This window comes from Pseudarthrobacter sp. CC4, from assembly GCF_048957775.1.
Lineage (GTDB): Bacteria > Actinomycetota > Actinomycetes > Actinomycetales > Micrococcaceae > Arthrobacter.
In genome coordinates, this window is record NZ_JARCCZ010000003.1 from 35,867 (window position 1) to 60,493 (window position 24,627).

Here is a 24,627-nt window from a genome sequence, read left to right on the forward strand (position 1 = left end):
TGCCGTCCGGGAGGCCGGTCCGGCGGCGGCGAGTCTTGAGATACCTGCAAATCAGGGGAGGGGAGGTCGGCCGGGAAACGGCCTCGAAATGTCAATTGTCAGCGCCAGTCAGTACGGTGGACCTATGAGCCACGCCGAGTCTGTTACACCGGTCTACCAGGGGCAGCAGGCAATGCTGCCCGCCAACCACCTCAGGGACACACTGCTCCCTGTCAGGCCGGCGCTGGTGGACCGCGGATCGGCCGAGCGCACGGCTCCCGGAATAGTTGCCAGCCAGCTGGCCAACCCCGCAACGTTGGCCGTTGTCCTGTCGGGCCGGCGGGGGCTGGTACAGGGCGGCGGGTTGTTTACGGCCGCTGCGGCGCCCCTGCTTGAGGAACTCACCACGGCAGGCTCAGCCCCGGAACTGGTCATCTTCCTGGGCACCGCCCTCCCGGACTCGGACTTTCCCGCAGGAACCGGGCTGCTGCTGTTTGTCCTGCCGGAGCCGGCGGCTCCGGGAACAGCCGGAATCCCCTCCGACGCCCAGTGGGCCGGTTTCCGCGACGTGGCTGCCGGGCTGACCCCAACCCACACCGCGCTCTTTGTCGAATCAAGTGCCATCGCCAACTGGCATGCCGGCCACACGCATTGTCCGCGCTGCGGGAAGCCCACCGAGGTGGAAGCCGGGGGCTGGGTGCGTCGCTGCCCGGTGGACTTGTCGGAGCACTACCCGCGGACGGATCCCGCCATCATCGTCACGGTCGAGGGCCCTGACGGCCGGCTGCTGCTGGGCGGCGGAGGTCCTACGGATGCCAGGAACTATTCCACGCTGGCAGGCTTCGTGGAGCCCGGGGAGTCCCTGGAACAGGCAGTAGTCCGCGAGATCTACGAAGAGGTTGGGGTCCGGGTGACCGCGTGCCAGTACCTCGGATCGCAGTCCTGGCCGTTCCCTGCCTCGCTTATGCTTGGATTTACCGCCGTCACCGAAGACTCCGAAGCAACGCCCGACGGCGTCGAGGTCACCAGGGCGCGCTGGTTCAGCCGGGAGGAACTCCAGGAAGCCGTGCTCAGCGGGGAGATCACCATCTCCAGCCGGCTTTCCATTGCCCGCTCGCTGATTGAGCACTGGTACGGCGGACGCATCCAGGACCGGGCCGGGGCCTGACTCCTTTACGTATCCACCAGACTCCAGCACGCGGTAGTCGAGACCAAGAGCAGCAGAAGTGACTACAGAACATATTGACGGGACAGCCTCCCTGGAGGACCGCATCCTTGGCGGCCTGGACGCGGAGCAGCGCGAAGTCGCCAGCACCCTGAACGGCCCGCTGTGTGTCCTGGCAGGCGCAGGGACCGGCAAGACTCGCGCCATCACCCACCGCATCGCCTACGGCGTCCACTCCGGCGTCTATTCGCCGCAACGGCTGCTTGCGGTGACGTTCACGGCCCGGGCCGCTGCCGAGATGCGGAGCCGGCTGCGGGATCTCGGGGTGGGCAACGTGCAGGCACGGACATTCCACGCCGCCGCCCTGCGCCAGCTGCAGTTCTTTTGGCCGCAGGCGGTTGGCGGAACGCTGCCCAACCTCCTGGACCACAAGGCACAGATGCTGGCCGAGGCCGCGCGGCGGCTCCGGCTCAGCACGGACAGGGCCTCCATCCGCGATCTCGCCTCCGAAATCGAGTGGGCCAAGGTGTCGATGCTCACGCCGGCCAACTACCTGGAAAATGCCCAGGACAGGGGCGCCCCGGGAGGGTTCGACCTCACCGCCGTGGCCAGGGTCTTCCAGTCGTATGAGGACGTGAAGACGGACCGCAACGTCATTGACTTCGAGGACGTCCTGCTGATCACGGTGGGAATTCTCCAGGAGGACGAGAAGGTCGCTGCCACCGTCCGCGAGCAGTACCGGCACTTTGTGGTGGACGAGTACCAGGACGTCTCCCCGCTGCAGCAGCGGCTCCTGGACCTCTGGCTCGGCGGCCGGGACGAACTCTGCGTCGTCGGTGACGCCAGCCAGACCATCTATTCGTTTACGGGGGCTTCCCCCAAGCACCTCCTGGATTTCAAAGCCCGCTTCCCGCAGGCCAACGTGGTCAAACTGATCCGGGACTACCGTTCGACGCCCCAGGTGGTCAAGCTCGCCAACGACCTCCTGGCAGGCCGGCGGAGCGGCGGTCCACTGGCCGACGTCGCCTGGGCAACACCGCTCCAGCTCGTGGCCCAGCGGCCGGCGGGCCCGGCACCCCAGTTCACCGAGTGCGCGGACGATGAAGCAGAGGCTGCCACTGTTGCCCAGAAGATCAAGGCCCTGCTCGACGCCGGCACGCCCGCAAGCGAGGTGGCCGTCCTGTTCCGGACCAACGGCCAGTCCGAGGCGTACGAACAGGCCCTCGCTGCGGCCGGCATCGGGTACCAGCTGCGCGGCGGCGAGCGGTTCTTCGCCCGCAAGGAGGTCCGGGACGCCATCCTGCAGCTTCGGGCCGCAACCCGGGCCGTCGCGGAGACGGATTCCCCCGAGCCGCTGGGGCAACTGGTCCGGGACATTGTCTCGTCCCTCGGCTACACGGACTCCGCCCCCCACAGCGGCGGCGCACTGCGGGAGCGGTGGGAATCGCTGGCGGCCCTGGTGGCGCTTGCCGACGAACTGGTCCAAACCCGGGGTGCCCGGTTTGGCCTGGCCGACTTCGTCAACGAACTCCAGGAACGTTCCCTCGCCCAGCACGCCCCCACGGTCCAGGGCGTGACTCTTGCCTCGCTGCACGCGGCCAAGGGCCTCGAATGGGATGCGGTGTTCCTGGTGGGCCTCAGCGAGGGGCTGATGCCCATCTCCTTCGCTGACTCGCCGGAATCGGTGGACGAGGAACGCAGGCTCCTTTACGTGGGAATCACCCGTGCCCGGGAGCACCTGTCGCTGTCCTGGTCCACTGCCCGGACCCCGGGCGGACGGGCAAACAGGAAACCGTCCAGGTTCCTTGACGGGCTGCGCCCGGATTCGGTGGCGACTTCAACCACCCGGGGGAAGGTCACGGTGTCCCGCCGGAAGGCCGCCGCTCCTGCCATGTGCCGGGTCTGTGGAAGCATGCTCGCCACCGGCGCGGAACGCAAGGTGGGCCGGTGCAATTCCTGTCCGCCGAGTTATGAGGAGCAGACTTTCGATGCCCTGCGGAACTGGCGCCGCGAAGTTGCCCTCGCCGCCGAGGTGCCGGCGTTCGTCGTGTTCACCGATGCCACGCTCACGGCCATCGCCGAGGCGCGCCCCGCCTCGCTCGAAGAGCTGGCCGGGCTGGCAGGAGTGGGCCCGTCCAAGCTGGAACGGTACGGGGAGGACGTTCTGCGCGTCCTCACGGAAAGCACTTCCCTGTGAGGCCCGGCCAGGGCGCAAAGACGGCCGGAGCGGTTACTGCCCCTTTGACCACTGACGACGGTGCGCCCGTCGTGGTGCGGCGTTCGGCCCGGCGCACCCGCACGGTGGCGGCCTTCTGGGAGAACGGAAGCGCAGTTGTGGCCATCCCGGCGCGGTTTACCGCCGCCCAGGAGGCCGAATGGGTCCACCGGATGGTGGCCAAGCTGCAGCGCCAGGGGGAGCGGCGGGCAGCAGCGGGCAAGCGGCGCCCGGCCACGGACGCCGCCCTCGCCGCCCATGCCGCCCACCTGTCCGCACAGTACCTCGGGGGGCGGGCAGTGCCGACGTCGGTGCGCTGGGTCAGCAACCAGAATTCCCGGTGGGGTTCGGCTACTCCCGCTGAGGGCACCATCAGGCTCTCGGACAAGCTGCGGCCAATGCCGCAGTGGGTCATCGACTATGTCCTGCTCCACGAGCTCGCCCACCTGCTGGTGGCCGCGCACAATGCCGCGTTCTGGAAGCTGCTGGAGGCCTATCCCGAGACCCAGCGGGCCAAAGCGTTCCTGGAAGGTGTCTCCTTCGCCACCGGGCGCGGCATGGCCGATCCGGACGCGGACTGAAGCCGCACCCGCAACAATGCGGGCCCGGACGTCCTAGCCTTTCGGCTGGCCGTCCCGCCCCTCCTCCGGCCGCCCGCCGTCGCCGTCGTCCTTTGCGGTGCCGCCCTGGTCCTGGCCTTCGGCGCCGCCCTGGCCCTCAGCGCCGCTCCTGCCTTCGGGGGCGGCGTCGAAGCCGCCACTGAGGAGTTTCTCCAGGGCGTCGTCCACTTCGCTGTCGCTGGCTTCGGCCAGTTTGCGGCGCCCGCTGAAGCCCTTGGGGTCATCCAGGTCCTCGGGGGTGGGCAGCAGGTCCGGGTGGTGCCAGATGGCGTCGCGGCCTTCGATGCCGCGCTCTTCCTTCAAAGTGGCCCACAGCGTGGCGGCATCCCGCAGCCGGCGGGGCCTCAGCTCCAGGCCCACCAGGGACGCAAAGGCGTGCTCGGCCGGACCGCCGGTTGCCCGGCGGCGGCGCACTGTTTCGCGGAGCGCGCCCGCGGACGGCAGCAGCTTCTCTGTGGCGGCCGCCGTGAGCTCGTCCACCCAGCCTTCCACCAGCGCAAGCGCCGTCTCAAGCTTCTCAAGGGCCTGTTCCTGTGCGGGTGTCCGCTGCGGCATGAACACGCCCTGGGACAGGGCCTCCTGGATGCCCTCGGGGTTGCCGGGATCAAGGTCCCGCGCAAGTTCCTCAATCCGCGAGGTGTCGATATGGATGCCGCGGGCGTAGGCCTCGATGGCGCCCAGCAGATGGCCGCGCAGCCACGGCACCTGGACAAAGAGCCGCGCGTGCGCAGCTTCCCGTACCGCAAGGAAAAGCCGGATGTCATTCTCGGGCAGGGACAGGCCCTCACCGAACGCCGCAACGTTGGCCGGCAGCAGCGCCATCTCGAGGTCGGCCAGCGGAACACCGATATCGGTGGAGCTGACCACATCAGCGGACAGGGCGCCGATGGCCTGCCCCAACTGCATGCCGAAGATCGCCCCGCCCATGTTCTGGAGCATCGAGGATGCCCCGCCCATCATTGACTTCATCTCTTCGGGCATCTGTTCCGTCATTGCGGAGGACAGGGCGTTCGCGATGCTGTTCGCAACCGGCTCGGTCAGCCGTTTCCACGTTCCAAGGGTGGCTTCCACCCACTCCGCCCGGGACCACGCGTGGCCGATCAGGCCGGTGGCGGGAAGGTCTGTCACGGGGTCAAGCCACAGTTCCGCAAGGCGCAGGGCCTCGTCGACTTCGCGGGACTGCTGGGCAGTGACTGAAGGGTCGCTGCTGCTCGCCGCGACCCGGCGGGCGTTGTCATGGGCAAGCTGCCAGTTGACGGGACCTTCGGAAGGCGCACTCATCATTGCCTGCACCTGGGAGAACATCTGCGCGAGCAGGTTGGGGTCGTTGGGCAGCCCGGCAGCCTTGGCCAGCTCGGCGGGGTCGAAATTTTCCATCCCCTTGCCGCCCATGAGGTTCTGCAGCATTTCGGTCAACGGATCCTTGGGGGTGTCATCCCCATTGGACGAATTGAGTGGATTGGAGGCCATGATCCCGCCGATCGTCGGTTTGACTGTCAACCTTCACGGTACCCCGGCCATGCCCGGCTGTCTGCCGGACCGCCGGCCCGTTCGCTCTAGGCAAAGCGTTGGCAGGCACTGGTCACCGCGTAGTCTTGGTTGGGTGACTACAACCCGTGGCGGCCACCCCTCAGAGGACCACGCTCCTGAGCTCTTCACCCGCGGGTTACCTGCGCAGACAGAAGAAGCACCAACAGAAGAAACCAACGACGGCGGTCCGGCCGTCGGCAGGCTGCTGCCGGACCGTGCGCCGCGCGACCCTAAAGTGTCCGCCATGCTGTTGGCCGGGATGTCGGCCCTTGGGCTGGGAATCGCCGTCGGTACCATTCCGGTGCCGTACGTCATCGAGTCACCCGGACCCACGTACAACACCCTGGGTGAGAGCCAGGGAAAGCCGGTTATCAGCATCACGGGCCGGGATGCGTACCCGGCGAAAGGCAACCTGGACCTCACCACGGTCTACGTGGACGGCGGACCCAACGGGCCCGTCAGCATCCTTGATGCCTTTTCCGCCTGGCTTGCCCCCTCCAAGGCCGTCCACCCGGTGGAACTGATCTACCCCACCGGCACAACCAGGGAAGAGGCTGAGGAACAGAGTTCCGTGGCCATGACCACCTCCCAGGAGAACGCCGTGGCGTCGGCCCTCAAGGAGCTGGACATTCCGTTCGGGCAGCAGCTCCAGGCAGCGGGCCTCTCGGAAGGTTCCGCATCCGCCGGGAAGATCGAGCCCGGGGACATCCTCAAAACCATCAATGGCCGGGACATCACCTCACTGGCCGTTGTCCAGGAGGAACTGGCGGCAGGAAAAGGCGCGCCGGCCACCGTGGTGGTGGAGCGCGGCGGGCAGCCGGTCACGGAGACCATCACCCCCAAGGACAACGGCGAGGGCCGCTTCATCCTCGGCGTGATGCTCAAATACCTGTTCACGTTCCCCTTCACGGTCGACATCTCGCTTGAGAAGGTGGGCGGCCCCAGCGCCGGGCTGATGTTCTCGCTCGGCATTATTGACACCGTCACCCCGGGCGACCTGACGGGCGGCAAGCACATCGCGGGGACCGGCACCATCTCCCCGGACGGCCTCGTGGGACCCATCGGCGGGATCGAGCAGAAAATGCAGGGTGCAAGGGCCGGGGGAGCCACCATGTTCCTCGCGCCGGCCGCCAACTGCCGGGAAGTGGTGGGGCAGATCCCCGACGGGCTGCAGGTGGTCCGGGTGGAGAACCTCGCGGAGGCGCGTGACGCCGTCGAACGCGCCGGCAGCGGCCAGGACACGTCCGGCCTTCCGGCGTGCACAAGCAACTAGACTGGGCGCAACTAGACTCGACAGGAACTAAGCCTTACCGCCACTCGTGGCAATTGTGACGGACGAAACCAGCTGTTTGACCGGTGCCGGACGTCGCTCGCACGCACGCATCGAATAATCTGACGACCAGCTATGAGGTACCCAGTTTGTCCCGTCCCGCCAGCACCATGTCCACAGGCAGGCCCCCTTCACGACGCGGGGCGTTGACGCCCACCCTGATCGTTGTTGCCCTGGTGGTAGTGGGCTTCATCTTCTTCGCCAACGTCTGGACCGACGTCCTTTGGTACCGCCAGCTCGGCTTTATTGAAGTGTTCGTGACCGAGAACCTGGCCCGGATCGGCATCTTCGCGGCCGGTTTCGCGGTTATGTTCCTGGCGGTCTTCTTCGCGATCCGGATCGCCTACCACGCCAGGCCGGTTTATGCGCCCGACTCCGAGATCCGGGACAACCTCAACCGGTACCAGGCGCAGCTGGAACCCGTCCGCCGGGTAGTCATGGTGGGCCTGCCCGTCCTGTTCGGCCTCTTCGCCGGCAGCGCAGCCGCCAGCCAGTGGCAGAAAGTCCTCCTGTTCTTCAACCAGGAGCCCTTCGGGCAAGCGGATCCCGAGTTCAACATGGATATCAGCTTCTACCTGATGACGCTTCCGTTCTTCGGCTTCGTGACCGGATTCCTGATCAGCGTGGTGGTCATTGCCGGCATCGCAGGCATCCTCACCCACTACCTCTACGGCAGCATCCGGCTGATGGAACGCGGCGTCTTCACCAGCCGGGCGGCGCAGATCCACATCGCTGTCACCGGCGCCTCCTTCCTGGTGCTCCTGGGCATCAACTTCTGGCTTGACCGCTTTACGACAGTGCAAAGCAACAGCGGGCGCTGGGCCGGCGCCCTCTACACGGACGTCAACGCCGTCATCCCCACCAAGGCCATCCTCGCGGTGGCTGCGGTCCTCGTTGCCATCCTGTTCGTCGCCGCCGCGGTGATCGGCAAATGGCGACTGCCCGTCATTGGAACCGCGATGCTGGTCATCACGTCCATCCTCGCCGGGGGCGTCTACCCGTGGGTGATCCAGCAGTTCCAGGTCCGTCCTTCGGAAGAGACGCTGGAAAAGGAATACATCCAGCGCAACATCGACAACACTCGGGCTGCGTATGGCCTGGACAAGATCCAGGTGGACCGCTACAACGCCACCAACACGGCCAGCACCGGAGCCCTCGCGCCTGATGCCCAGACCACCGCGAACATCAGGCTGCTGGACCCGAACCTGATCTCGGACGCGTTCTCGCAGCTGGAACAGTACCGGCCGTACTACCAGTTCCCCGAAGCCCTCAACGTTGACCGCTACGAGGTGGACGGCAAGATCCAGGACACCGTGATCGCGGTCCGTGAACTGAACCCTGCCAACGTCGCAACCAACCAGCAGGGCTGGCTCAACCAGCACGTGGTTTATACACACGGATACGGCGTGGTGGCAGCCAAGGGCAACAAATTCACAGTGGACGGCAAGCCGGAGTTCCTGCAGTCGGGCATCCCGTCAACCGGTGTCCTCGGCGACGACTCCACCTATGAACCGCGGATCTACTTTGGCGAGTCCTCGCCGGACTACTCAATTGTTGGCGCGCCGGAAGGTGCTCGTGCTCGCGAGCAGGACAGGCCCTCCGGCCGGGAAGGCGAGGGCGAGACCCAGTACACCTTCCAAGGCAACGGCGGACCCAACGTGGGGACGTTCTTCAACCGCGTGCTGTACTCCATCAAGTTCCAGTCATCGGACCTGCTGCTCTCGGACGGCGTCAACCAGGAGTCCCAGATCCTGTACGACCGCAACCCCCGGGAGCGCGTGGAAAAGGTAGCTCCCTACCTGACCGTGGACGGCAATGCCTACCCTGCAGTGGTGGACGGCCGGGTCAAGTGGATCGTGGACGGCTACACCACCAGCCAGTACTACCCGTACTCCCAGCAGGAGCAGCTCTCGGATGCCACCGCTGACACCCAGACCACGTCCGGCCGGGCGGTTGCCCTGCCCAACAGCACGGTCAACTACATCCGGAACTCCGTCAAGGCAACGGTGGATGCGTACGACGGTTCGGTCACGCTCTACGCATGGGACGACCAGGACCCGCTGCTGAAGTCCTGGCAGAAGGTGTTCCCCTCGACGCTGAAGCCGTACTCGGAAATGTCCGGCGATGTCATGAGCCACGTCCGGTACCCGGAGGACCTGTTCAAGGTCCAGCGCCAGCTCCTGGGCGAGTACCACGTGACCAACCCGTCCACCTTCTACCAGACCAAGGATGTCTGGAGCGTTCCGGCGGATCCCACGGTTGATTCCACCAGCGGCGTCAAGCAGCCGCCGTTCTATATGTCGCTGCAGATGCCGGACCAGGACAAGCCCGCCTTCCAGCTGACGTCGTCGTTCATCCCGCAGATTGTCAATGGAAACGCCCGCAACGTGCTCTACGGCTTCCTTGCTGCTGACTCGGATGCCGGCAACCAGGCAGGGGTTAAGGCGGAGAGCTACGGCAAGCTGCGGCTGCTCCAGATCCCACCGGAGATCCAGGTCCCCGGTCCGGGCCAAGCGCAGAACAAGTTCAACTCGGACCCCACGGTGTCGCAGGCGCTGAACCTGCTGCGCCAGGGCGCGTCGGAAGTCCTTAACGGCAACCTCCTCACCCTTCCGGTGGGCGGCGGCATCCTGTATGTGCAGCCTGTCTACCTCAAGTCCACCGGCGAGACGTCCTACCCGACGCTGCAGCGCGTCCTGGTGGCGTTCGGCGACAAGGTGGGCTTTGCGCCCACCCTGGATGAGGCGCTGAAGCAGCTGTTCGGTGGAGACTCCGGAGCTGCTGCCGGCGACTCGGACAACAACGGCCAGGCGCCCGCCGGTCCCGGCGCCCCTGCCAGCCCCGCTGGTGCGGATGCCAAGGCGGACCTGAAGGCGGCGCTGGACGAAGCCAACGCGGCCATGCAGGCAGGGCAGGCGGCACTGGCTGCCGGCGACTTCGCGGCGTACGGTGAGGCGCAGAACCGGATCGCCGCTGCCCTCAAGAGGGCCGTCGAGGCGGAGGCCAAGATCCCCGTGGCGGCACCCGAGGCATCTCCCGCTCCGGCGTCCACGGCTACGCCTTCGCCCTCGCCGAGTAAGTGATTGTGACTGGTACCTGACTGATACCGCCCGGTAGTTGATTACGTACGACGGCGGGACGCGGCACCTGCTCCTTCGGGGAGCAGGTGCCGCGTCCGTTTTGGCGAGACGGACATCACGCCGCTCCGATTTGGCCTGGAGTTCACGTGCCGGTAAAGTAGATCTTGCGACGCGGGGTGGAGCAGTTCGGTAGCTCGCTGGGCTCATAACCCAGAGGTCACAGGTTCAAATCCTGTCCCCGCAACTATGAGAAGACCCCGACCGGCATATCAGCCGGCCGGGGTCTTCTTTTTCCTTGGATACGAGTAGTTCCTAGTATTCTCTTTCGCAGAGCCTCACACGTCGTGAGCACTTGGCCAGTCATTCTCGAGAGGAATGTTGTTCGATGTCCACACCCACGAAGAAGCCCGGTACCGCGGCGGGTAAGCGGTCGCGACTCTACTGGGGGGTACCTGCCGCCCTGGGAGGGCTGGTCCTCGTGGTGTTGATTGCCAGGTGGCTGATGGGCCTTCCTGCCGTGGCTTCCTTCGTTGCCGACTATCCGGGACATTCCGGGCTTCCGGCCGCTGCTCCCGTGGGCTTTCCTGCCTGGCTTGCCTGGCAGCACTTCCTCAACGCCTTCTTCCTGCTCCTGATCATCCGGACCGGGTGGCAGGTGCGCACCACCACCCGTCCCAGCGGCCACTGGACGCGGAACAACAAGGGCCTGATCAAGACCAAGAACCCGCCCGCCAAAATCACGCTTGAGCTGTGGTTCCACCTGACACTCGATGCGCTGTGGATCCTCAACGGCCTGGTGTTCGCTGTACTGCTCTTTGCCACCGGGCAGTGGATGCGGATTGTTCCCACGAGCTGGGACGTCTTCCCCAACGCGCTGTCAGCCGCCCTGCAGTATGCCTCGCTGGACTGGCCCACCGAGAACGGCTGGATCAACTACAACGCGCTTCAGCTGCTGACGTACTTCGTGACCGTCTTCATCGCGGCTCCGCTGGCCTTCATCACCGGCCTCCGCATGTCCGGTGCCTGGCCCAAAAAGGCGGCAGGCCTCAACAGGGCCTTCCCCATTGAATGGGCACGGGCTGTGCACTTCCCCGTGATGATCTACTTCGTGGCGTTCATCGTGGTGCACGTGTTCCTGGTGCTCGCCACGGGAGCCCTCCGCAACCTCAACCACATGTACGGTGTGCAGGACAACGACGGGTGGTTCGGTTTCTGGGTCTTCCTCGCTTCGGTCGTGGTCATGGTGGCGGCCTGGTTCCTGGCCCGCCCGCTCTTCCTGCGGCCCGTCGCCTCCCTGATGGGCAAGGTCAGCCGCTGACCCAGGACCGCCTGGGATTTCAGCCGTCCTTAAGCCGCTGGTAGGCCTCGAGTGCCCGTTCCCGGGACTCCGGGAGGTCCACCAGGGGAGCGGGATACCCCCGCAGGTCACCGCCGGCCTTCCACGGCTCGTGGATGCCTTTTCCGTCCAGTCCTGCCAGCTCAGGGATGTAGCGGCGCAGGTAGTTCCCGGCGGCGTCGAACTTCTTGCTCTGGGTCACCGGGTTGAAGATCCGGTAGTACGGGGACGCGTCCGCTCCTGAGCCTGCCACCCACTGCCAGTTGGCGGGGTTGCTCGCGGCGTCGGCGTCCACCAGGGTGTCCCAGAACCAGGCCTCCCCGGTCCGCCAATCCGCCAGGAGGTTCTTGACCAGGAAGGACGCCGCCGCCATCCTCACCCTGTTGTGCATCCAGCCTGTCTGCCAAAGCTGCCGCATCCCGGCATCAACGAACGGATATCCGGTGCGGCCCTGCTGCCAGGCCTTCAGTTCCTCGCTGCCCAGGGACTGCCACTCAAAGCGGTCAAACTCCGCCCGGTAGTTACGGGTGGCCAGTTCCGGGTTGGTGTACAGGAGGTGCCAGCAGAACTCGCGCCAGCCGAGCTCGGAACGGAAGATCCCGACGTCGGCCGGCACCTCCCGCGGAAAGCTGCTGCGGATTTCCCGCCAGATCCTGAAAGGACTGACTTCGCCGAAGCGCAGGTGCGGAGACAGGCGGCTTGTTCCTTCCACCCCCGGCACATTGCGGCCGGTGCCGTAGTCCCGTGCAGGACCGTCCAGGAAATCCTCCAGCCGCCGGTGGGCACCTTCTTCCCCAGGCTCCCAGGTTTCGGCCAGCCCGCCGCTCCAGTCGGGGGAGGAGGGCAGGAGCTGCCAGCCCTCAAGCTCGTCCCCGGCCGGCATGCCACCTGTTCCCTTGGGCGGCGCCGGCAACTTCAGCGGAGCGTCGAGGGGGCCGCGCACGTCACCGTTCGCGAGGCAGGCCCGCCAGAACGGTGTGAACACTTTGTAGGGGCCGCCGGCACCGGTGCGGACCGTCCATGGCTCAAACAGGAGGTTCGCCTGGTAGCTGGAGGCTTCAATACCGTTTTCTCCGGCCCACGCCTTGACGGCGGCGTCAAGTGTGCGTTCCGGCAGGCTGTAGCGGCGGTTCCAGAACAGGTGGCCTGCGTTGGTCTCGGCTGCGAGTTGGCGGATTACCTCCTGCGCAGGGCCGCGGCGGAGGACCAGTCGGGAGCCGTTGGCCTCGAGCGCCGCCGCCAGGGAGGTGAGGGAGTGATGCAGCCACCACCGGGTGGCCCCGCCGAGTGGCCGGACGCCCTCGGACTCCTCGTCGAGGATGAAGACGACCGTCAGGGGCAGGCCCAGCGCAGCCGCTTCCACCAGGGCCGGATTGTCGTCCAGCCGAAGGTCGTCGCGAAGCCAGACGATCGAGGTCACACCGGAGGAGTCCATAGCACCACGCTACACAGGGACAGGGACAGGGACAGGAAGGGCCGGGGCCCGTCTGTGGCCCCGGCCCTACTTCTTCACTACGGAAGTGGCGGCATGTCCCGCCTCCGTTCAGAGTTTGTCGAAGTCAGCTTCCTCGACGGTGGATGCCGAGGCCGCGGAACCTGAAGTGCCGAGGGCCGGCTTGGTTGAATTGCCCGACTTCAGGGCGGCCAGGCGCGCTTCGATCTCCACCTGCTCTCCGAGGTCTTCAAGCTGGTTGAACTGGGCGTCCAGGCTGGAAGCTGCGAGCTCCTCGTGGCCGCGGACCTTGGCTTCCTCGCGGCGGATCTTTTCTTCGAACCGCCCAACCTCGCTGGTGGGGTCCATGATGTCGATGCTCTTGATGGCGTCGTGGACCTGGGACTGCGCTGCAGCGGTCTTGGATCGGGCCACCAGTTCGTTGCGCTTGCTGGTCAGCTGGTTGAGCTTGCCCTTCATCTGGTCCAGGCCGGTCTTCAGCTTCTCCACCACTTCGCGCTGGGAAGCAATGCTCGGCTCCGCGCCCTTGGCCTCATTTTCGGCGGCCATCTGCCGCTGCAGGGCTACCTTGGCGAGGTTGTCGAACTTCTCGGCGTCCACCACGTCGCCGCTGGCGCGGAATTCATCCGCCTTGCGCGAGGCCGCGAGTGCCTTGTTGCCCCAGTCGCGGGCGTTCTTGACATCCTCGTTGTAGTCGTCCTCGAGCATCCGGAGGTTGCCGATGGTCTGGGCAACGGCAGACTCTGCTTCTGCGATGTTGTTGGTGTAGTCCCGGACCATCTGGTCCAGCATCCTCTGCGGATCCTCAGCGTTGTCCAGCAACGAGTTGACGTTAGCCTTTGCCAGCTGCGCGATGCGGCCGAAAATGGACTGCTTAACCATGGTGTTACCCTTTCGTCCTGCTCTGTGGTGACCACTGAATCCAGTGAACAATTATGTGGTGCGTGCCCGTGGGCCGGACTGCACAGCCTTTGGGCCAGCCGGGCGTCTAGAAGTCCCCGCCGCCGCCGGAGTCGCCGCCCCAGCCGCCCATGTCTCCGCCGCCGAAATCGCCGCCGCCCCAGCCGCCGCCGTCGCTGTGGCCGCCGCCCCAGCCTGCGCCGCCGCCTCCATGGAGGATGGAGTTGATCAGGATGCCACCCAGGATGGCGCCCCCCAGGCCCCCGCCGCCGCCACCGCCGAACATCCCGCCGCGGCCGTAGCCCTGGTTGGCGTAGCCGCCGAAGTGGTCCACATCCGCCTGCGCCAGCTGGGCGGCCTGCGCCGCCAGCGCGTGGGCCTGCTGGGCGTAGGTGAGGGCCGTGACCGGATCGGTGCGCGAGATGGACAGGGCGTAATCGAGGTTCCGCTGCGACTCGGCAAGCCGGGTGCGTGCCTCAGTGCCCACACCGCCGCGGCGAGCGGTGATGTAGTCCGACGTTGCGCTGATCTGCGCCTGGGCGGACATGATGGTCTGCTGGAGCGAGGCCTGGGCCCGGCGCGCCTGCTCCTGCTGGTCCCTGATGCCGCTGAGGGCCTGGTCCAGCGACTGGTGGGCAGTTTCCACCCGCTGCAATGTGGCGATCGGGTCAATCTTGCCGCCCTGGATTTCCGCCTTGACCTGCGCGAGGGCGCTTTCGACGCCGGCCACCGGTCCGGCCAGTTCCGGGTGTGCCCCGGACTGGACCATGGCCCTTGCCTGGGCGAGGTCCTGCGAGGTGTCCACAACGGCACTCTCGAGGCTGCTCCTGGCCTCGTCGAGGTTGGATGAAACTTTGGCGATGGCATCGAGGAGGACGTTCGTCTGGTGCAGGCTCTCCTCGGCTGCCCGGACAGCTACCGCGGCCAGGCTGTCCTCGCCCTCACCCAGCTTCTGCTGCGCGGTGGCGGTTGCATTCTGAACGAACGCCAGGCGCTCCTTGGCCTGCAGGATGTTGTCCGAGACCTGGGTGAGGGCGCTCTCGGCATACTTTGAGCGCAGCGCAGTGAGTGACTGCTCGGCCGTGTTGATCTTCGCGTCTGCTTCCCGCGCCCCGGCGTTGACCGTGGCCAGGGCCTGCGGAGCGTTCTTCTCGAGTTCGCGCAGGGAATCGAAGTCCGCTTTCTGCTCCTGCAGCGAGGTCAGGGCGGCTTCGGACCGGCGGATGATTTCGACAAGCCAGGTCCGCTGCTGTTCCTCGGTGTCAGGAATGTGGTCGTCCAGCTGCTGCTGCAGTTTGAAGGATTCGCTCAGGTGGGCTTTGGCTTCGGCCAGCGCCTTCGTGAAGTTCCCGACGGCGGAATCTCCGTACTGCGCCTGGGCGAAGCCAAGCTCCTGCTCGCTGGACTTGATGGCGTCGTCCGCCTCGATTAGCAGGGAGCCGCTCTTGCGGCGCAGTTCCTCGATGCTCAGCGAGGCCAGAGGATCCGCCGGAGCTTCCTGTCCGCCATGTCCCGCGCCCGCCGCCTGTCCTGCGGCCTTCTTTCGCTTGTTCCGGAAATAAAGGTAGGCGCCGGCACCACCGGCAGCAACAATTCCGGCTCCCACCAGGACAGCCGCTCCGGCACCATCACCGGGGACATTGCCACTGCCGCCCCCGGCTGCATCACCAATGGCCGCTGCGGCGTTGATCGCCGCCTGCGCGTAGTTGTCGTTCGCGAGCTGCGGGCCGATTGCCTTGCTCTTGATGTTCTCGATCTGGGCGGTGGTGATCTTGCTGCCACCCTTGTTGAGGACGTACTGCCTGGTATCGGTGGCGACCGCGAAAATCAGCGCATTGGATCCGAGGTTGGCCTTTTCGGCCACCGCATCTGACCAGGCTTCACGATCGGCGGGGTTCTCAAACTTCTTGACGATGACGACGTGCAGCACGGTGGCGTGGTCCGCACCAAGCTTCTTGATGGCGTCCTGGACCTCACCCTTTTTCGAACCCAGGACTCCCGAAGGATCCACAATTTTCGTTGCGGGATCCAAAGTGACCGGTGGTTCGGCCCAGGCCGCGCCGGCGGGCATCGCCAGGAAAGCGGTTAGGCCGATCACGGCGAGGATACGTTTGAACTTTGACCGCATGTGCAACCCTTCAGCACGCCTGACGCCAGTTCGGGACGAACCGGTCGTCTGAGAATGCACAGCGCCCCCACGCTTGGTGTGAAGCCGCAGGTCGCTGTGGCAATTCATCTTGATTCTATGGTGCACCCCAGAGCCAGTCCATCGGCCCGACTATGCCACCAGCGAAACGCCGGAACCACCGCCGCCGGGGCTGGAAAGTCTTCAGCAAGCTCTCAGCAAACATAAGAGATTGTTCCAGCCGGTGAGTCCATAGTTAATGCAGACGAGGATGAAAGGAAGTCCCATGACTGAGAACCAGACGCCCGGGCAGGGCCCGAGGAACGACGGCCCGGACCGGGATCCCTGGGAGCAGCAGCACCCCGGCCAGCCGGAGGGCAATGCTGCCGGAACCGGTAAACCCGGCCCGCGGGAGTACCCCACCGAGCGGCTGGACCGGCACGGGGACAATCCCACGCAGGAGATCCCCGGCGCTCCGCGTCCGGTCTATCCCCAGCGCCAGCCGTTCTACGGACAGAACACTCCGCAGGAGCCGGCACCCGGCCAACAGCAGGCGCCGCAGCCCGGCCATGGCTTCTACGGCCAAGGCGGCCAGTACGGAGCCGTGGGCCTTGCCCCCAACCCCAAGGACGCGCCGCGGCGGAAGGCCTCGTTCGGCGTCGGTACGCTCGTGGCCAGCATCCTCGCTGCCGGGCTGGTGGGAGGCGGAGTGGCCACGGTCGGTTCCGCGGGACTGGTTAACACCGGTGCCGGCTCGACGGTGACCGGCAACAGCCAGCCGGGCACGGTCATCGTCAACAACAAGGACAACGTGAATGCCATCACGGCTGCTGCCGTTAAGGCGTCGCCCAGCGTGGTGACCATCAGCGCGTCCACCGGCAGCGCCGGCGGCACCGGCTCCGGCATCATCCTCAACGACCAGGGGCATATCCTCACCAACACCCACGTGGTCACCCTGGACGGCCAAACGGCCAACGCCGCGCTCGAAGTGCGTACCAGTGACGGTCGTGTCCTCGGCGCCAAACTCGTGGGCACCGACCCGCTGTCCGACCTAGCGGTCATCAAGGTGGACAACGCCTCCGGCCTCACCCCGGCGACCTTGGGCGACTCCGGAAAGCTGAACGTGGGTGACACCGCCATTGCCATCGGTTCGCCCCTGGGCCTGACAGGCACCGTGACCGACGGAATCGTCTCCACCCTCAACAGGACCATCAGCGTGGCCTCGGCCGCCGCACCGGAAGGCGACAAGGCCGAGGACGATGGCGGCGGCTTCCAGTTCGCACCTCCCGGCGGCGGCGAAAGCCAGCAGCCGGCCAACCAGGGCGAAATTTCCATCAACGTCATCCAGACAGACGCCGCCATCAACCCCGGCAACTCGGGCGGTGCCCTGGTGAACAGCAGCGGCGAAATCATCGGCGTCAACGTGGCCATCGCATCAGCGGGCTCAAACGCATCGTCCACCAGCGGCAACATCGGCGTCGGCTTCAGTATCCCCATCAACCACGCCAAGCGCGTCGCCCAGGAAATCATTGACACCGGCAAGGCTTCCCATGGCCAGCTGGGCGTCAGCGTTCGGAAGAAGGCGGCATCCAGCACCTCGTCCGAGTTCTCGGTCGGCGCGGACGTGGCCACGGTGGAAGCCAATTCGGCTGCGGCCAAGGCCGGGATCAAGGTGGGCGACGTCATCACGAAGTTCAACGACCTCGCCATCGGTGAACCCAACCAGCTGACCGCGGCTGTCCGCGAACAGCGTGCCGGTGCCACCGTGAAGATCACCGTCCTGCGCAACGGCGCGGAACAGACCTTCGACGTCACCCTCGGCACCGCTGCCGGCTAGCAGCGGCGGCCCGCCAAGGCGTAGTCAGCAATGCCCGACGGCGGCGTCCCCACCTTGGGGGCGCCGCCGTCGGATATTAAACGATGGGCGGGCAGCGGGGGCAGCGGCGCGCATGTCCAGCCCACTGACACAGGCGTTAACGGAAGAGGGCGCCGGGGCGCGCCTATATGGTTAGCTAGGAGCTACCCGTATGCCGGGGCATTCCGCGGCCATGACCTCACCCGGCTGGCTGTCCACAAGCATGGAAGGCTGCTGTAAATACAGTGGAAGATACATTGAAGATCATCGTCCTGGTCAAGCATGTACCGGACGCGCAGTTTGACCGCCACCTCAATGGGGAGGACTACACGACTGACCGCGACGAGAGCATCCTGTCCGAGCTTGACGAATACGCACTCGAGGCAGCCCTGCAGCTGGCCGAAGCCCGCGGGGGAGCCAAAGCAGGCAACCAGGTCATCGCGCTGAGCATGGGCCCTTCGGGTGCCGTCAACGCCATCAAGAAGGCGCTGCAGATCGGGGCGACCGAGGGCGTGCACCTCACGGATGACGCACTGGCCGGTTCGGACGCCGCCGCCACGTCCCTGGCGCTGGCAGCAGCAGTCCGGCACCTGGGCAGCGTGGACCTGGTCATCACCGGCATGGCGTCAACCGACGGTGAAACCTCCCTCGTTCCCGCCCAGCTGGCCGAACGGCTCGGCCTCCCGCAGGTCACCTTCGCCTCCACGTTGGAGGTCGACGGCGGACGCCTCACCGCACGCCGCGACGCTGACACGTCGTCCGAGACGGTGGAAGCACCGCTCCCGGCCGTCGTCTCCGTGACGGACCAGATCAACGAGCCGCGCTACCCCAACTTCAAGGGCATCATCGCAGCCAAGCGCAAGAGCATCACCACGCTCTCCCTCGCTGACATCGGTGTGGACCCGGCGCAGGTGGGGCACGCCGGTTCCTGGACCCGCGTGCTCAGTGCGGAGGAACGACCGCCCCGGACCGCCGGGACCATCATCACCGACGAAGGCGATGCCGGCATCAAGCTCGTTGACTTCCTGGCCGCCCAGAAGCTGCTCTAAGAGGGACCACAGACATGGCAAAAGTACTTGTATTCATTGATAACCCCGAGGCTGCGCTCAAGAAGAGCAACCTTGAACTGCTCACTTTGGGCCGCTCACTCGGCGAGACGGTAGTTGCGCTGAACGGGGCGCTGCACGACGACGTTGCGGCCACCTTTGCCGAGTACGGCGTCAGCACGGTGTTGTTCCCCTCGGCAGGGGACCTCGATGACTTCCTTGTTGCCCCGAAGGCTGCCTACCTGGCAGCTGCGGCTGGACAGGCCGGGGCCGGCATCGTCCTGCTCGACAATTCGCCTGAGGGCAAGGAGATCGCCGCGCGGGCGGGCATCCGCCTGAACGCCGGCGTCATCACCGACGTGGTAGCCGTGGACGCTGACGGCACCGCGCACAAGTCAGTCCTCGCGGGCTCCTACAACACCGCCTGCAAGGCCTCCACCGCGGTCAGCGTGCTGACCGTGAAGGCCAACAACGTCACCCCGGAGCCGGCTGCGGCGCCAAGCTCACCGGAGACGGCCACGGTGGACGTTCCCGCCGGCAGCACCGCCGCGGCCGCGCGGATCACCGCCCGGGAGCAGAAAGTAGCCAGCGGGCGCCCGGACCTGACCGACGCCCGCATCGTCGTCGCCGGCGGCCGCGGCCTTGACGGTGACTTTGGTCCGGTTGAGGAACTTGCCGACGCGCTGGGCGCAGCCGTGGGTGCCTCCCGTGCCGCCACCGACGCCGGCTGGATCAGCCATGACGCGCAGGTGGGGCAGACCGGCAAGACGGTGTCCCCGCAGCTCTACATCTCGGCGGGAATCTCCGGTGCCATCCAGCAGAAGGCCGGCATGCAGACGGCGAAAGTGATCGTAGCCGTCAATAAGGACGCGGAATCACCGGTTTTCGAGATCGCGGACTTCGGCATCGTGGGCGACCTCTTCGACGTCCTCCCGCAGGCCACAGCCGAGATCAAGAAGCGAAAAGGCTGACTCCTTGACTTCCTCTCCTGCACAGGAACAGGGCCCGTTCAACCCGGACATCCACCGGATTGGGCGGGTGCTCTGTTTTGCGGCACATCCCGACGACATCGACTTCGGTGCTGCGGGCACCATCGCCGCCTGGACGGCGGCCGGGGTCCATGTCAGCTACTGCATCATGACCGACGGCGACGCCGGCGGCTTCGACCCCGCCCACCGGGCGGACATCATCGCCCTGCGCGACGCTGAACAGCGCCGGGCCGCCGAACTGGTGGGGGTCACTGAAATCCACTACCTCCACCAGCGTGACGGCTACCTTGAGCCGTCGCACGAGGTGATGAAGGGCGTGGTGAAACTGATTCGGGAAATCCGTCCCGACGTCGTGCTTTCCATGCACCCGGAACGGAACTGGAAGCGCATCCAGAAGAGCCATCCCGACCATCTGGCCGTAGGCGAGGCCGTGACGCGTGCTGTCTACCCGGCAGTGGAGAATCCGTTCGCCTACCCTGAACTGGCGGAAGCCGGCCTGGGGGCCTACAAACTGCCGTGGCTGTGGCTCTATGCCGGGCCGGAAGAACGGGAGAACCATTTCGTGGACGTCACGGAGCACGTGGAGTCCAAGCTTCGGGCAATCCATGTCCACGTCAGCCAGCATCCCGACGTGGAGGCGATGGAGGCAACCGTCCGGCGGGGCATGAAGCTGAATGCCGCACGCGCCGGCCTGCCGGAGGGGCGAAGCGCCGAGGCATTCCATGTGGTTGCGGTCAACGGTCCGGGAACCATCGCGGGCTTCTGACACATTTCCCCGGTGGGAAGACCACAGGCGAAAGCGCCCCGTTCCATGTCCTTCCGGAAGATGGAACGGGGCGCTTTCAGCTGGTGCGGGAGCGTTCCCCTTAGGCGCCCAAGGGTGCGGCAGCCACCGTGGGCAACGTGGGCGACCGGGACCCGCCCGCCGGCTCCACGGTGATTCCCAGCGCCGCTGCGGAGGAGATCCCTTCCACCACAGCCGGCTTGGAAAGGGCTTCCTCGTCCATCAGGCCCTGGGATACGGGTGCCGAACCATCCTTGGGGATCAGCCACATCTGGTACACCTTGCCGGCGGGCGGCGCAGGAACGCCGTTCATCTTGACAACGGCGGCATCCTCGGAGGACGAAATGAGCAGGGTGGCGGTGCCGCCGCCGGCCACATCCACCGAGGCCTCCCGCAGGTCCCCTGCCCGCACCACCTGGTTGATGGGATCGTTCAGGTCCGCCAGGTATGAACCCACTCCCACGCCGCCGAGGGCGATGGCGGCCGCGGCGGCCACTCCGGCCAGCCAGCGGCGGGTGCCGGAAGGCCGGCGCCGTTCCTCCCGGCGCTGCCGCGCCTTGGCGAGCTCGTCCCCGGCAACCGGCTGCCCTGTTGCCGACGGCCCGGCGGGCGCGGCGGCAGGCCCCGCGGCGGGGGCCGGGTCGTCCGCTTCCGGGTGGTTGTCCTGTGCAGGAAGTTGGGCGACGATGCGGTCGAAAAGGTCGGCCGGCGGCTCTTCCTCGACCCGGAAAGTCCTGGCCAGAGTTTCCCTTGCCTGGCGTACCCGGTCGAAAAAGAGGGTACGTTCCGATTCCGGGGCAGCCGAGATGTACTGCTCGATCGCCCGGCGTTCTTCGTCGGTCACCGCGTCCAGGGCATACAGCTCCGCCAGGTCCACGGCCCGGCCGGAAGCCAGGTCCATGGCTACGGTGTCACCAAACGAACCTGGACGGCCGTCGCGGCCATGGTTCATGTCACTCATCTCAACTCACCTCCAGACAGGTCTTCAGCCGGATTAATCCGTCACGGATCCGGGATTTTATGGTCGGTACTGCTGCGTTCAGGCGTTCGGCAACTTCCCGGTACGTGAGGCCGCCGTAGTAGGCCAGCCGCACCGACTCCTGCTGGGTTTCGGTCAGCGTTCCCAGGCAACGGACCACGGCCTCGGCTTCCAGCCTGCTCCCGACCTGGTCCGACACTGTGTCGTGGTCGATGTCCTGGGTGCTGGCGCCGTATTTGGCCTCGCGGTCAGTGGAGGACTGCGAGGACCGGACCCTGTCCACAGCGCGGCGGTGCGAAATGGTCATTAGCCAGGAGAGCGGGCTCCCGGCCTTGGGATCGAACTTCGCCGCGTTCTGCCACACCTGGAGGAAGACCTCCTGCGTGGTGTCTTCGCTGAGTTCGGGGTCGATCAGCACGCGGCGGGCCATACCGAAAACCCGGCGCGACGTGAGTCGGTAGAATTCGGCGAAGGCGGCCTGGTCGCCCCGGCCTATGCCTTCCAGCAGGACTGAAAGCCGGTGGCTGAGATCGGCCGGAGGGTCAGTTACCGCGGCATGGGCCTCGGAATGCGGGGCCTCGGAATGCTGGGCCTCGGAATGCGGGGCATTGGGGGTTTCCATTACTACCAAGCATAAGTGTCCGGACCGTGAATCCTCAGCAGTGCCGCCCCGGCTGCTGCGGGCGGTCCTGGAACGTGACTCCAGCAATGTCACCTGCAGCTCCTTGAACACGATGGAATGTTGTCGGGAGTGATTCGACGCCGCAGCAGGGGCGGATGGGTTGGCTGGGAAAAATGATACGGCCCGCCCGTTGTGTGCCTGGAACGGAGCGGGTCAGATCCTGGCGCCGGCGAAGCCCTGTTGGCGCCACGCTTCGTACACGGCGATGGAGGCGGCGTTGGCCAGGTTCAGGGAACGCAGTGCCGGCAGCATGGGCAACCGGACGGTGGAGGTGACATGGGGATCTGCCTTCAGTTCCGCCGGCAGGCCCACGGATTCCCGTCCGAACATCAGGACGTCACCCGGCTGGTAGGAGATGTCCGTGTAGCTGGCGGCTCCGTCCGACGTAAAGGCGTACACCCGTTCCGGCTTCAGGTGCTGCCAGGCGTCCTCGATGCTCGGGTGCACTGTGACGACGGCGAGGTCGTGGTAGTCGAGGCCGGCCCGTCGGAGTTTCGCATCCGAAAAGTCGAAGCCGAGCGGTTCCACGAGGTGCAGTTCGGCCCCGGTGATGGCTGCCAGCCGGATGGCGTTGCCGGTATTGCCGGGGATTTCGGGGGCATGGAAAAGGATGCGGAACACGGTTCCATCCTAGCGACCGTTGCAGGCGCAGGGCGTCCAGGGTCAGTGCATGCCGCGCAGCAGCCTGGCCAGCACCGGAACGTTCACCGTATTGGGGGCCGGCCCGGCGGCAAGGAACTCCTTGAGGCCACGCACCATCCCCGCGGCATTGACCACCTGTACGGCTTCCAGCCCGCCTGCCGACCGGCGGTGGTTGTCGATCACCGGCTCATGAAGGTTGCCGCCCGGACTGAGCACGACGGTCCAGCCTGTGACATTCAGTTCCGGGAAGATGTCCTGCATGGCACGCACCACGTGTGCGAGCTGCGGCGGGGGGATGGCACGGCCGCCGTGGTTCAAGGTCCGGCCGTCCCAGGCATAGGCTCCTTTGGGCAACAGCATGGAGCCGATCAGCGCCAGCCGGTACCCGGACAGCACAGCATGGTCGATGTGGCTGTTGTCCGCGGGGGACTGGAGGCCATTAATGAGCCTGGCGGCCGGAATTGCCGGCAGGACGTGTCGGGTGAGGAGCTGGACGGTGCGCATTTCCCGCTGAATGCGTGCCTCGGCGCCGAATATTCCACGTTTCCGGGGCATGCCGTGGACCTGCTGGCTGGCGAGTTCCAGCGGAATAAGGGGAACTTCGCTGGCAGGAACGCTGTCGTACGCCGGGACGTAGACCGGGGGATCTCCGGCGGTGTTGCGGGCGTTGCCTGGCCGGTGCACGGTGGCAGAAGCGCGGCTGCCTGCCGCCGGGGCGTCGAAGTGCGGCTCCCTCCCGGCCTCGTCCCCGCGGACAGTGCCGGCGGCGTAGGAGCGGTCGTAGGCTTTCCTGCGGATGGGGTCGATGAGGGTTTCATAGGCCTTTGTCACCCGCCGGAATGCTGCGGCATCTCCCCCGTGATCGGGGTGGGCCGTGCGGGCAGCCCGGCGGTAGGCCACCTTGATTTCCTTCTCCGTGGCTGTCACCGGCACGCGAAGCACCTGGTAATACGAGCCGCTGCTCTCGGTCAAGCACCCATCCTTTGGTTGATTCGGCCAGTCTTCGCGGGTAGCCCGGTCTGCACAGTTTAATGGCCCTGCCTGAACAACGACGTTCCGGCCCCGCCGGGTTCCCTGCAGCCGGCAGGGGCTGGCGTTGCGGGGCGGGGACCAGGGCGTTGGCCCGGGCCCGGATACCTCTAGACTCGTGCATGCGCGGCCGTCCGGCCGCGGCGGGATGCATTGGGGTAGGAATGGAAATGCCGGCGACGGCGGGAACGGCTGGCTGGGCCGGGCGGCGGCCCGTGCCGATACTGGCAGCCGCAATGGCGGCCCTGCTCATGGGCGGCTGCAGCGTTGAGGTACGGGACCCGGCGGCTCCGGAACCTGCGGCCAGCACGCCCGCAGTGGCTACGCCCACCATAACGCCGGGCCACGACGCTGAGGCAGTAGCCGGCCGGGACCTGCCCTTTGCTGCCGGCGGCACCCTGGCCCCGGGGGTGCCGGTTGGAATCTCGGATGGACTCAAGGAAGCTCCGGGCTGGAAGGCCGGGAGCCGCAACGTCGCGGGCGAAAGCCGGTACACCAAGGCCGACGGATGCCTGGTTGCCGCCAAAGCCCGCACCAACCAGAACGCCCTTGCCAGGGCTGATGACCGGGAATCGACCATTGCCCTCTTCGAATACCTTGATCCGTCCATCCTGCCCGGCTACCTGAAAACGGAGACCCTGCAGTGGGGCGCATCCCCGGAAGGGCCAGGGCGCGCGGTGGAGGTGCTGGCCCTGGAGCCGGCACCGCAGCCGGGCGGCAGGGCAACGGCTGTGCTGGCCAGGCTTTTCGGCACGGCCGGTTCGTCGGTCTATGTCTCCATCTCCTGTCCGGACGCCGCCTCGCTCGCGTCGGCCAGGTCCGACGTCGTGCGTTTCCTGCCTCTGGTCCCGCCGGCCGGCTAGCAGCCCCAGGCGCAGCCGCTCCTGC

Annotated in this window: 19 protein-coding genes and 1 tRNA gene; 12 read left to right on the top strand and 8 right to left on the bottom strand. The window is 66.4% G+C overall.

Going from position 1 to position 24,627, the window contains the following annotated elements:
- The first annotated feature begins 124 nt into the window (after window positions 1–124).
- The 3 genes from nudC to PV768_RS02990 are packed head-to-tail and all read left to right on the top strand — an operon-like array spanning window position 125 to window position 3,940.
- On the top strand, window positions 125–1,147 hold the full coding sequence (nudC, locus tag PV768_RS02980) for an NAD(+) diphosphatase (protein ID WP_421092246.1): 1,023 nt from the start codon (window positions 125–127) through the stop codon (window positions 1,145–1,147).
- Between the two features lie 58 nt (window positions 1,148–1,205).
- A complete protein-coding gene (locus tag PV768_RS02985; RefSeq protein ID WP_421092247.1) occupies window positions 1,206–3,341 on the top strand; it encodes an ATP-dependent DNA helicase UvrD2 in 2,136 nt (711 codons plus the stop codon).
- 44 nt (window positions 3,342–3,385) lie between these two features.
- Window positions 3,386–3,940, top strand: a complete 555-nt coding sequence (locus PV768_RS02990) for a M48 family metallopeptidase (RefSeq protein WP_323056595.1) — start codon at window positions 3,386–3,388, stop codon at window positions 3,938–3,940.
- Window positions 3,941–3,973: 33 nt separating this feature from the next.
- Here PV768_RS02990 and PV768_RS02995 read toward each other — a convergent pair whose 3' ends face one another.
- A complete protein-coding gene (locus PV768_RS02995) occupies window positions 3,974–5,449 on the bottom strand; it encodes a zinc-dependent metalloprotease (RefSeq protein ID WP_421092248.1) in 1,476 nt (491 codons plus the stop codon).
- A gap of 133 nt (window positions 5,450–5,582) precedes the next feature.
- On the opposite strand from PV768_RS02995, the gene PV768_RS03000 reads away from it, so the two are divergent.
- The 4 genes from PV768_RS03000 (at window position 5,583) to PV768_RS03015 (ending at window position 11,237) form a co-directional block, all read left to right on the top strand.
- The gene (locus PV768_RS03000; RefSeq protein WP_416235542.1) at window positions 5,583–6,782 is read left to right on the top strand and encodes a YlbL family protein; all 1,200 of its coding nucleotides are present in this window, start codon (window positions 5,583–5,585) and stop codon (window positions 6,780–6,782) included.
- A 167-nt stretch (window positions 6,783–6,949) separates the two neighbouring features.
- Window positions 6,950–9,922: a UPF0182 family protein gene (locus PV768_RS03005; protein WP_323056691.1), complete on the top strand. Its 2,973-nt coding sequence runs from the start codon at window positions 6,950–6,952 to the stop codon at window positions 9,920–9,922.
- A gap of 167 nt (window positions 9,923–10,089) precedes the next feature.
- Window positions 10,090–10,163: transfer RNA gene (locus tag PV768_RS03010), tRNA-Met, on the top strand.
- Window positions 10,164–10,304: 141 nt separating this feature from the next.
- Complete coding sequence (locus PV768_RS03015; protein WP_421092249.1) at window positions 10,305–11,237, top strand: cytochrome b/b6 domain-containing protein; 933 nt, start codon at window positions 10,305–10,307, stop codon at window positions 11,235–11,237.
- 19 nt (window positions 11,238–11,256) lie between these two features.
- Here PV768_RS03015 and PV768_RS03020 read toward each other — a convergent pair whose 3' ends face one another.
- From PV768_RS03020 to PV768_RS03030, 3 genes are all read right to left on the bottom strand, one after another.
- On the bottom strand, window positions 11,257–12,690 hold the full coding sequence (locus PV768_RS03020) for a cryptochrome/photolyase family protein (protein WP_421092250.1): 1,434 nt from the start codon (window positions 12,688–12,690) through the stop codon (window positions 11,257–11,259).
- Between the two features lie 108 nt (window positions 12,691–12,798).
- Window positions 12,799–13,590: a PspA/IM30 family protein gene (locus PV768_RS03025; protein WP_157241740.1), complete on the bottom strand. Its 792-nt coding sequence runs from the start codon at window positions 13,588–13,590 to the stop codon at window positions 12,799–12,801.
- A gap of 106 nt (window positions 13,591–13,696) precedes the next feature.
- The gene (locus tag PV768_RS03030) at window positions 13,697–15,736 is read right to left on the bottom strand and encodes a TPM domain-containing protein (RefSeq protein ID WP_421092251.1); all 2,040 of its coding nucleotides are present in this window, start codon (window positions 15,734–15,736) and stop codon (window positions 13,697–13,699) included.
- A gap of 283 nt (window positions 15,737–16,019) precedes the next feature.
- Between PV768_RS03030 and PV768_RS03035 the strand changes: the two genes are divergently transcribed.
- The 4 genes from PV768_RS03035 (at window position 16,020) to PV768_RS03050 (ending at window position 20,389) form a co-directional block, all read left to right on the top strand.
- Window positions 16,020–17,570, top strand: a complete 1,551-nt coding sequence (locus PV768_RS03035) for a trypsin-like peptidase domain-containing protein (protein ID WP_421092252.1) — start codon at window positions 16,020–16,022, stop codon at window positions 17,568–17,570.
- Window positions 17,571–17,845: 275 nt separating this feature from the next.
- Window positions 17,846–18,637: an electron transfer flavoprotein subunit beta/FixA family protein gene (locus PV768_RS03040; RefSeq protein WP_104998470.1), complete on the top strand. Its 792-nt coding sequence runs from the start codon at window positions 17,846–17,848 to the stop codon at window positions 18,635–18,637.
- Between the two features lie 14 nt (window positions 18,638–18,651).
- Window positions 18,652–19,605, top strand: coding sequence for an electron transfer flavoprotein subunit alpha/FixB family protein (locus PV768_RS03045; RefSeq protein ID WP_421092253.1), 954 nt, complete (start codon window positions 18,652–18,654; stop codon window positions 19,603–19,605).
- A gap of 4 nt (window positions 19,606–19,609) precedes the next feature.
- Window positions 19,610–20,389, top strand: a complete 780-nt coding sequence (locus tag PV768_RS03050) for a PIG-L deacetylase family protein (protein WP_421092254.1) — start codon at window positions 19,610–19,612, stop codon at window positions 20,387–20,389.
- A 100-nt stretch (window positions 20,390–20,489) separates the two neighbouring features.
- On the opposite strand, the gene PV768_RS03055 is transcribed toward PV768_RS03050, so the two are convergent.
- The 4 genes from PV768_RS03055 to PV768_RS03070 all read right to left on the bottom strand — a co-directional run bounded on the left by PV768_RS03055 (window position 20,490) and on the right by PV768_RS03070 (window position 23,682).
- On the bottom strand, window positions 20,490–21,368 hold the full coding sequence (locus tag PV768_RS03055; RefSeq protein WP_421092255.1) for an anti-sigma factor: 879 nt from the start codon (window positions 21,366–21,368) through the stop codon (window positions 20,490–20,492).
- 1 nt (window position 21,369) lies between these two features.
- The gene (sigK, locus tag PV768_RS03060) at window positions 21,370–22,008 is read right to left on the bottom strand and encodes an ECF RNA polymerase sigma factor SigK (protein ID WP_321213956.1); all 639 of its coding nucleotides are present in this window, start codon (window positions 22,006–22,008) and stop codon (window positions 21,370–21,372) included.
- Window positions 22,009–22,221: 213 nt separating this feature from the next.
- On the bottom strand, window positions 22,222–22,689 hold the full coding sequence (locus PV768_RS03065) for a tRNA (cytidine(34)-2'-O)-methyltransferase (protein WP_321213955.1): 468 nt from the start codon (window positions 22,687–22,689) through the stop codon (window positions 22,222–22,224).
- Between the two features lie 42 nt (window positions 22,690–22,731).
- Window positions 22,732–23,682, bottom strand: coding sequence for a J domain-containing protein (locus PV768_RS03070; protein WP_421092256.1), 951 nt, complete (start codon window positions 23,680–23,682; stop codon window positions 22,732–22,734).
- Between the two features lie 227 nt (window positions 23,683–23,909).
- Here PV768_RS03070 and PV768_RS03075 point away from each other — a divergent pair, with 227 nt between their 5' ends.
- Window positions 23,910–24,602, top strand: a complete 693-nt coding sequence (locus tag PV768_RS03075) for a hypothetical protein (protein ID WP_421092257.1) — start codon at window positions 23,910–23,912, stop codon at window positions 24,600–24,602.
- Window positions 24,603–24,627 lie beyond the last annotated feature (25 nt).

Bases quoted from the DNA above. Each gene is read 5' to 3' on its own strand.
- PV768_RS03045 (WP_421092253.1), top strand. From the start codon at position 18,652: ATGGCAAAAGTACTTGTATTCATTGATAACCCCGAGGCTGCGCTCAAG.
- PV768_RS03075 (WP_421092257.1), top strand. From the start codon at position 23,910: ATGCCGGCGACGGCGGGAACGGCTGGCTGGGCCGGGCGGCGGCCCGTG.
- PV768_RS03015 (WP_421092249.1), top strand. From the start codon at position 10,305: ATGTCCACACCCACGAAGAAGCCCGGTACCGCGGCGGGTAAGCGGTCG.
- sigK (WP_321213956.1), bottom strand. From the start codon at position 22,008: ATGGAAACCCCCAATGCCCCGCATTCCGAGGCCCAGCATTCCGAGGCC.
- PV768_RS03030 (WP_421092251.1), bottom strand. From the start codon at position 15,736: ATGCGGTCAAAGTTCAAACGTATCCTCGCCGTGATCGGCCTAACCGCT.
- PV768_RS03005 (WP_323056691.1), top strand. From the start codon at position 6,950: ATGTCCACAGGCAGGCCCCCTTCACGACGCGGGGCGTTGACGCCCACC.
- PV768_RS03020 (WP_421092250.1), bottom strand. From the start codon at position 12,690: ATGGACTCCTCCGGTGTGACCTCGATCGTCTGGCTTCGCGACGACCTT.
- PV768_RS03035 (WP_421092252.1), top strand. From the start codon at position 16,020: ATGACTGAGAACCAGACGCCCGGGCAGGGCCCGAGGAACGACGGCCCG.
- PV768_RS02995 (WP_421092248.1), bottom strand. From the start codon at position 5,449: ATGGCCTCCAATCCACTCAATTCGTCCAATGGGGATGACACCCCCAAG.
- PV768_RS03055 (WP_421092255.1), bottom strand. From the start codon at position 21,368: ATGAGTGACATGAACCATGGCCGCGACGGCCGTCCAGGTTCGTTTGGT.
- PV768_RS03025 (WP_157241740.1), bottom strand. From the start codon at position 13,590: ATGGTTAAGCAGTCCATTTTCGGCCGCATCGCGCAGCTGGCAAAGGCT.
- nudC (WP_421092246.1), top strand. From the start codon at position 125: ATGAGCCACGCCGAGTCTGTTACACCGGTCTACCAGGGGCAGCAGGCA.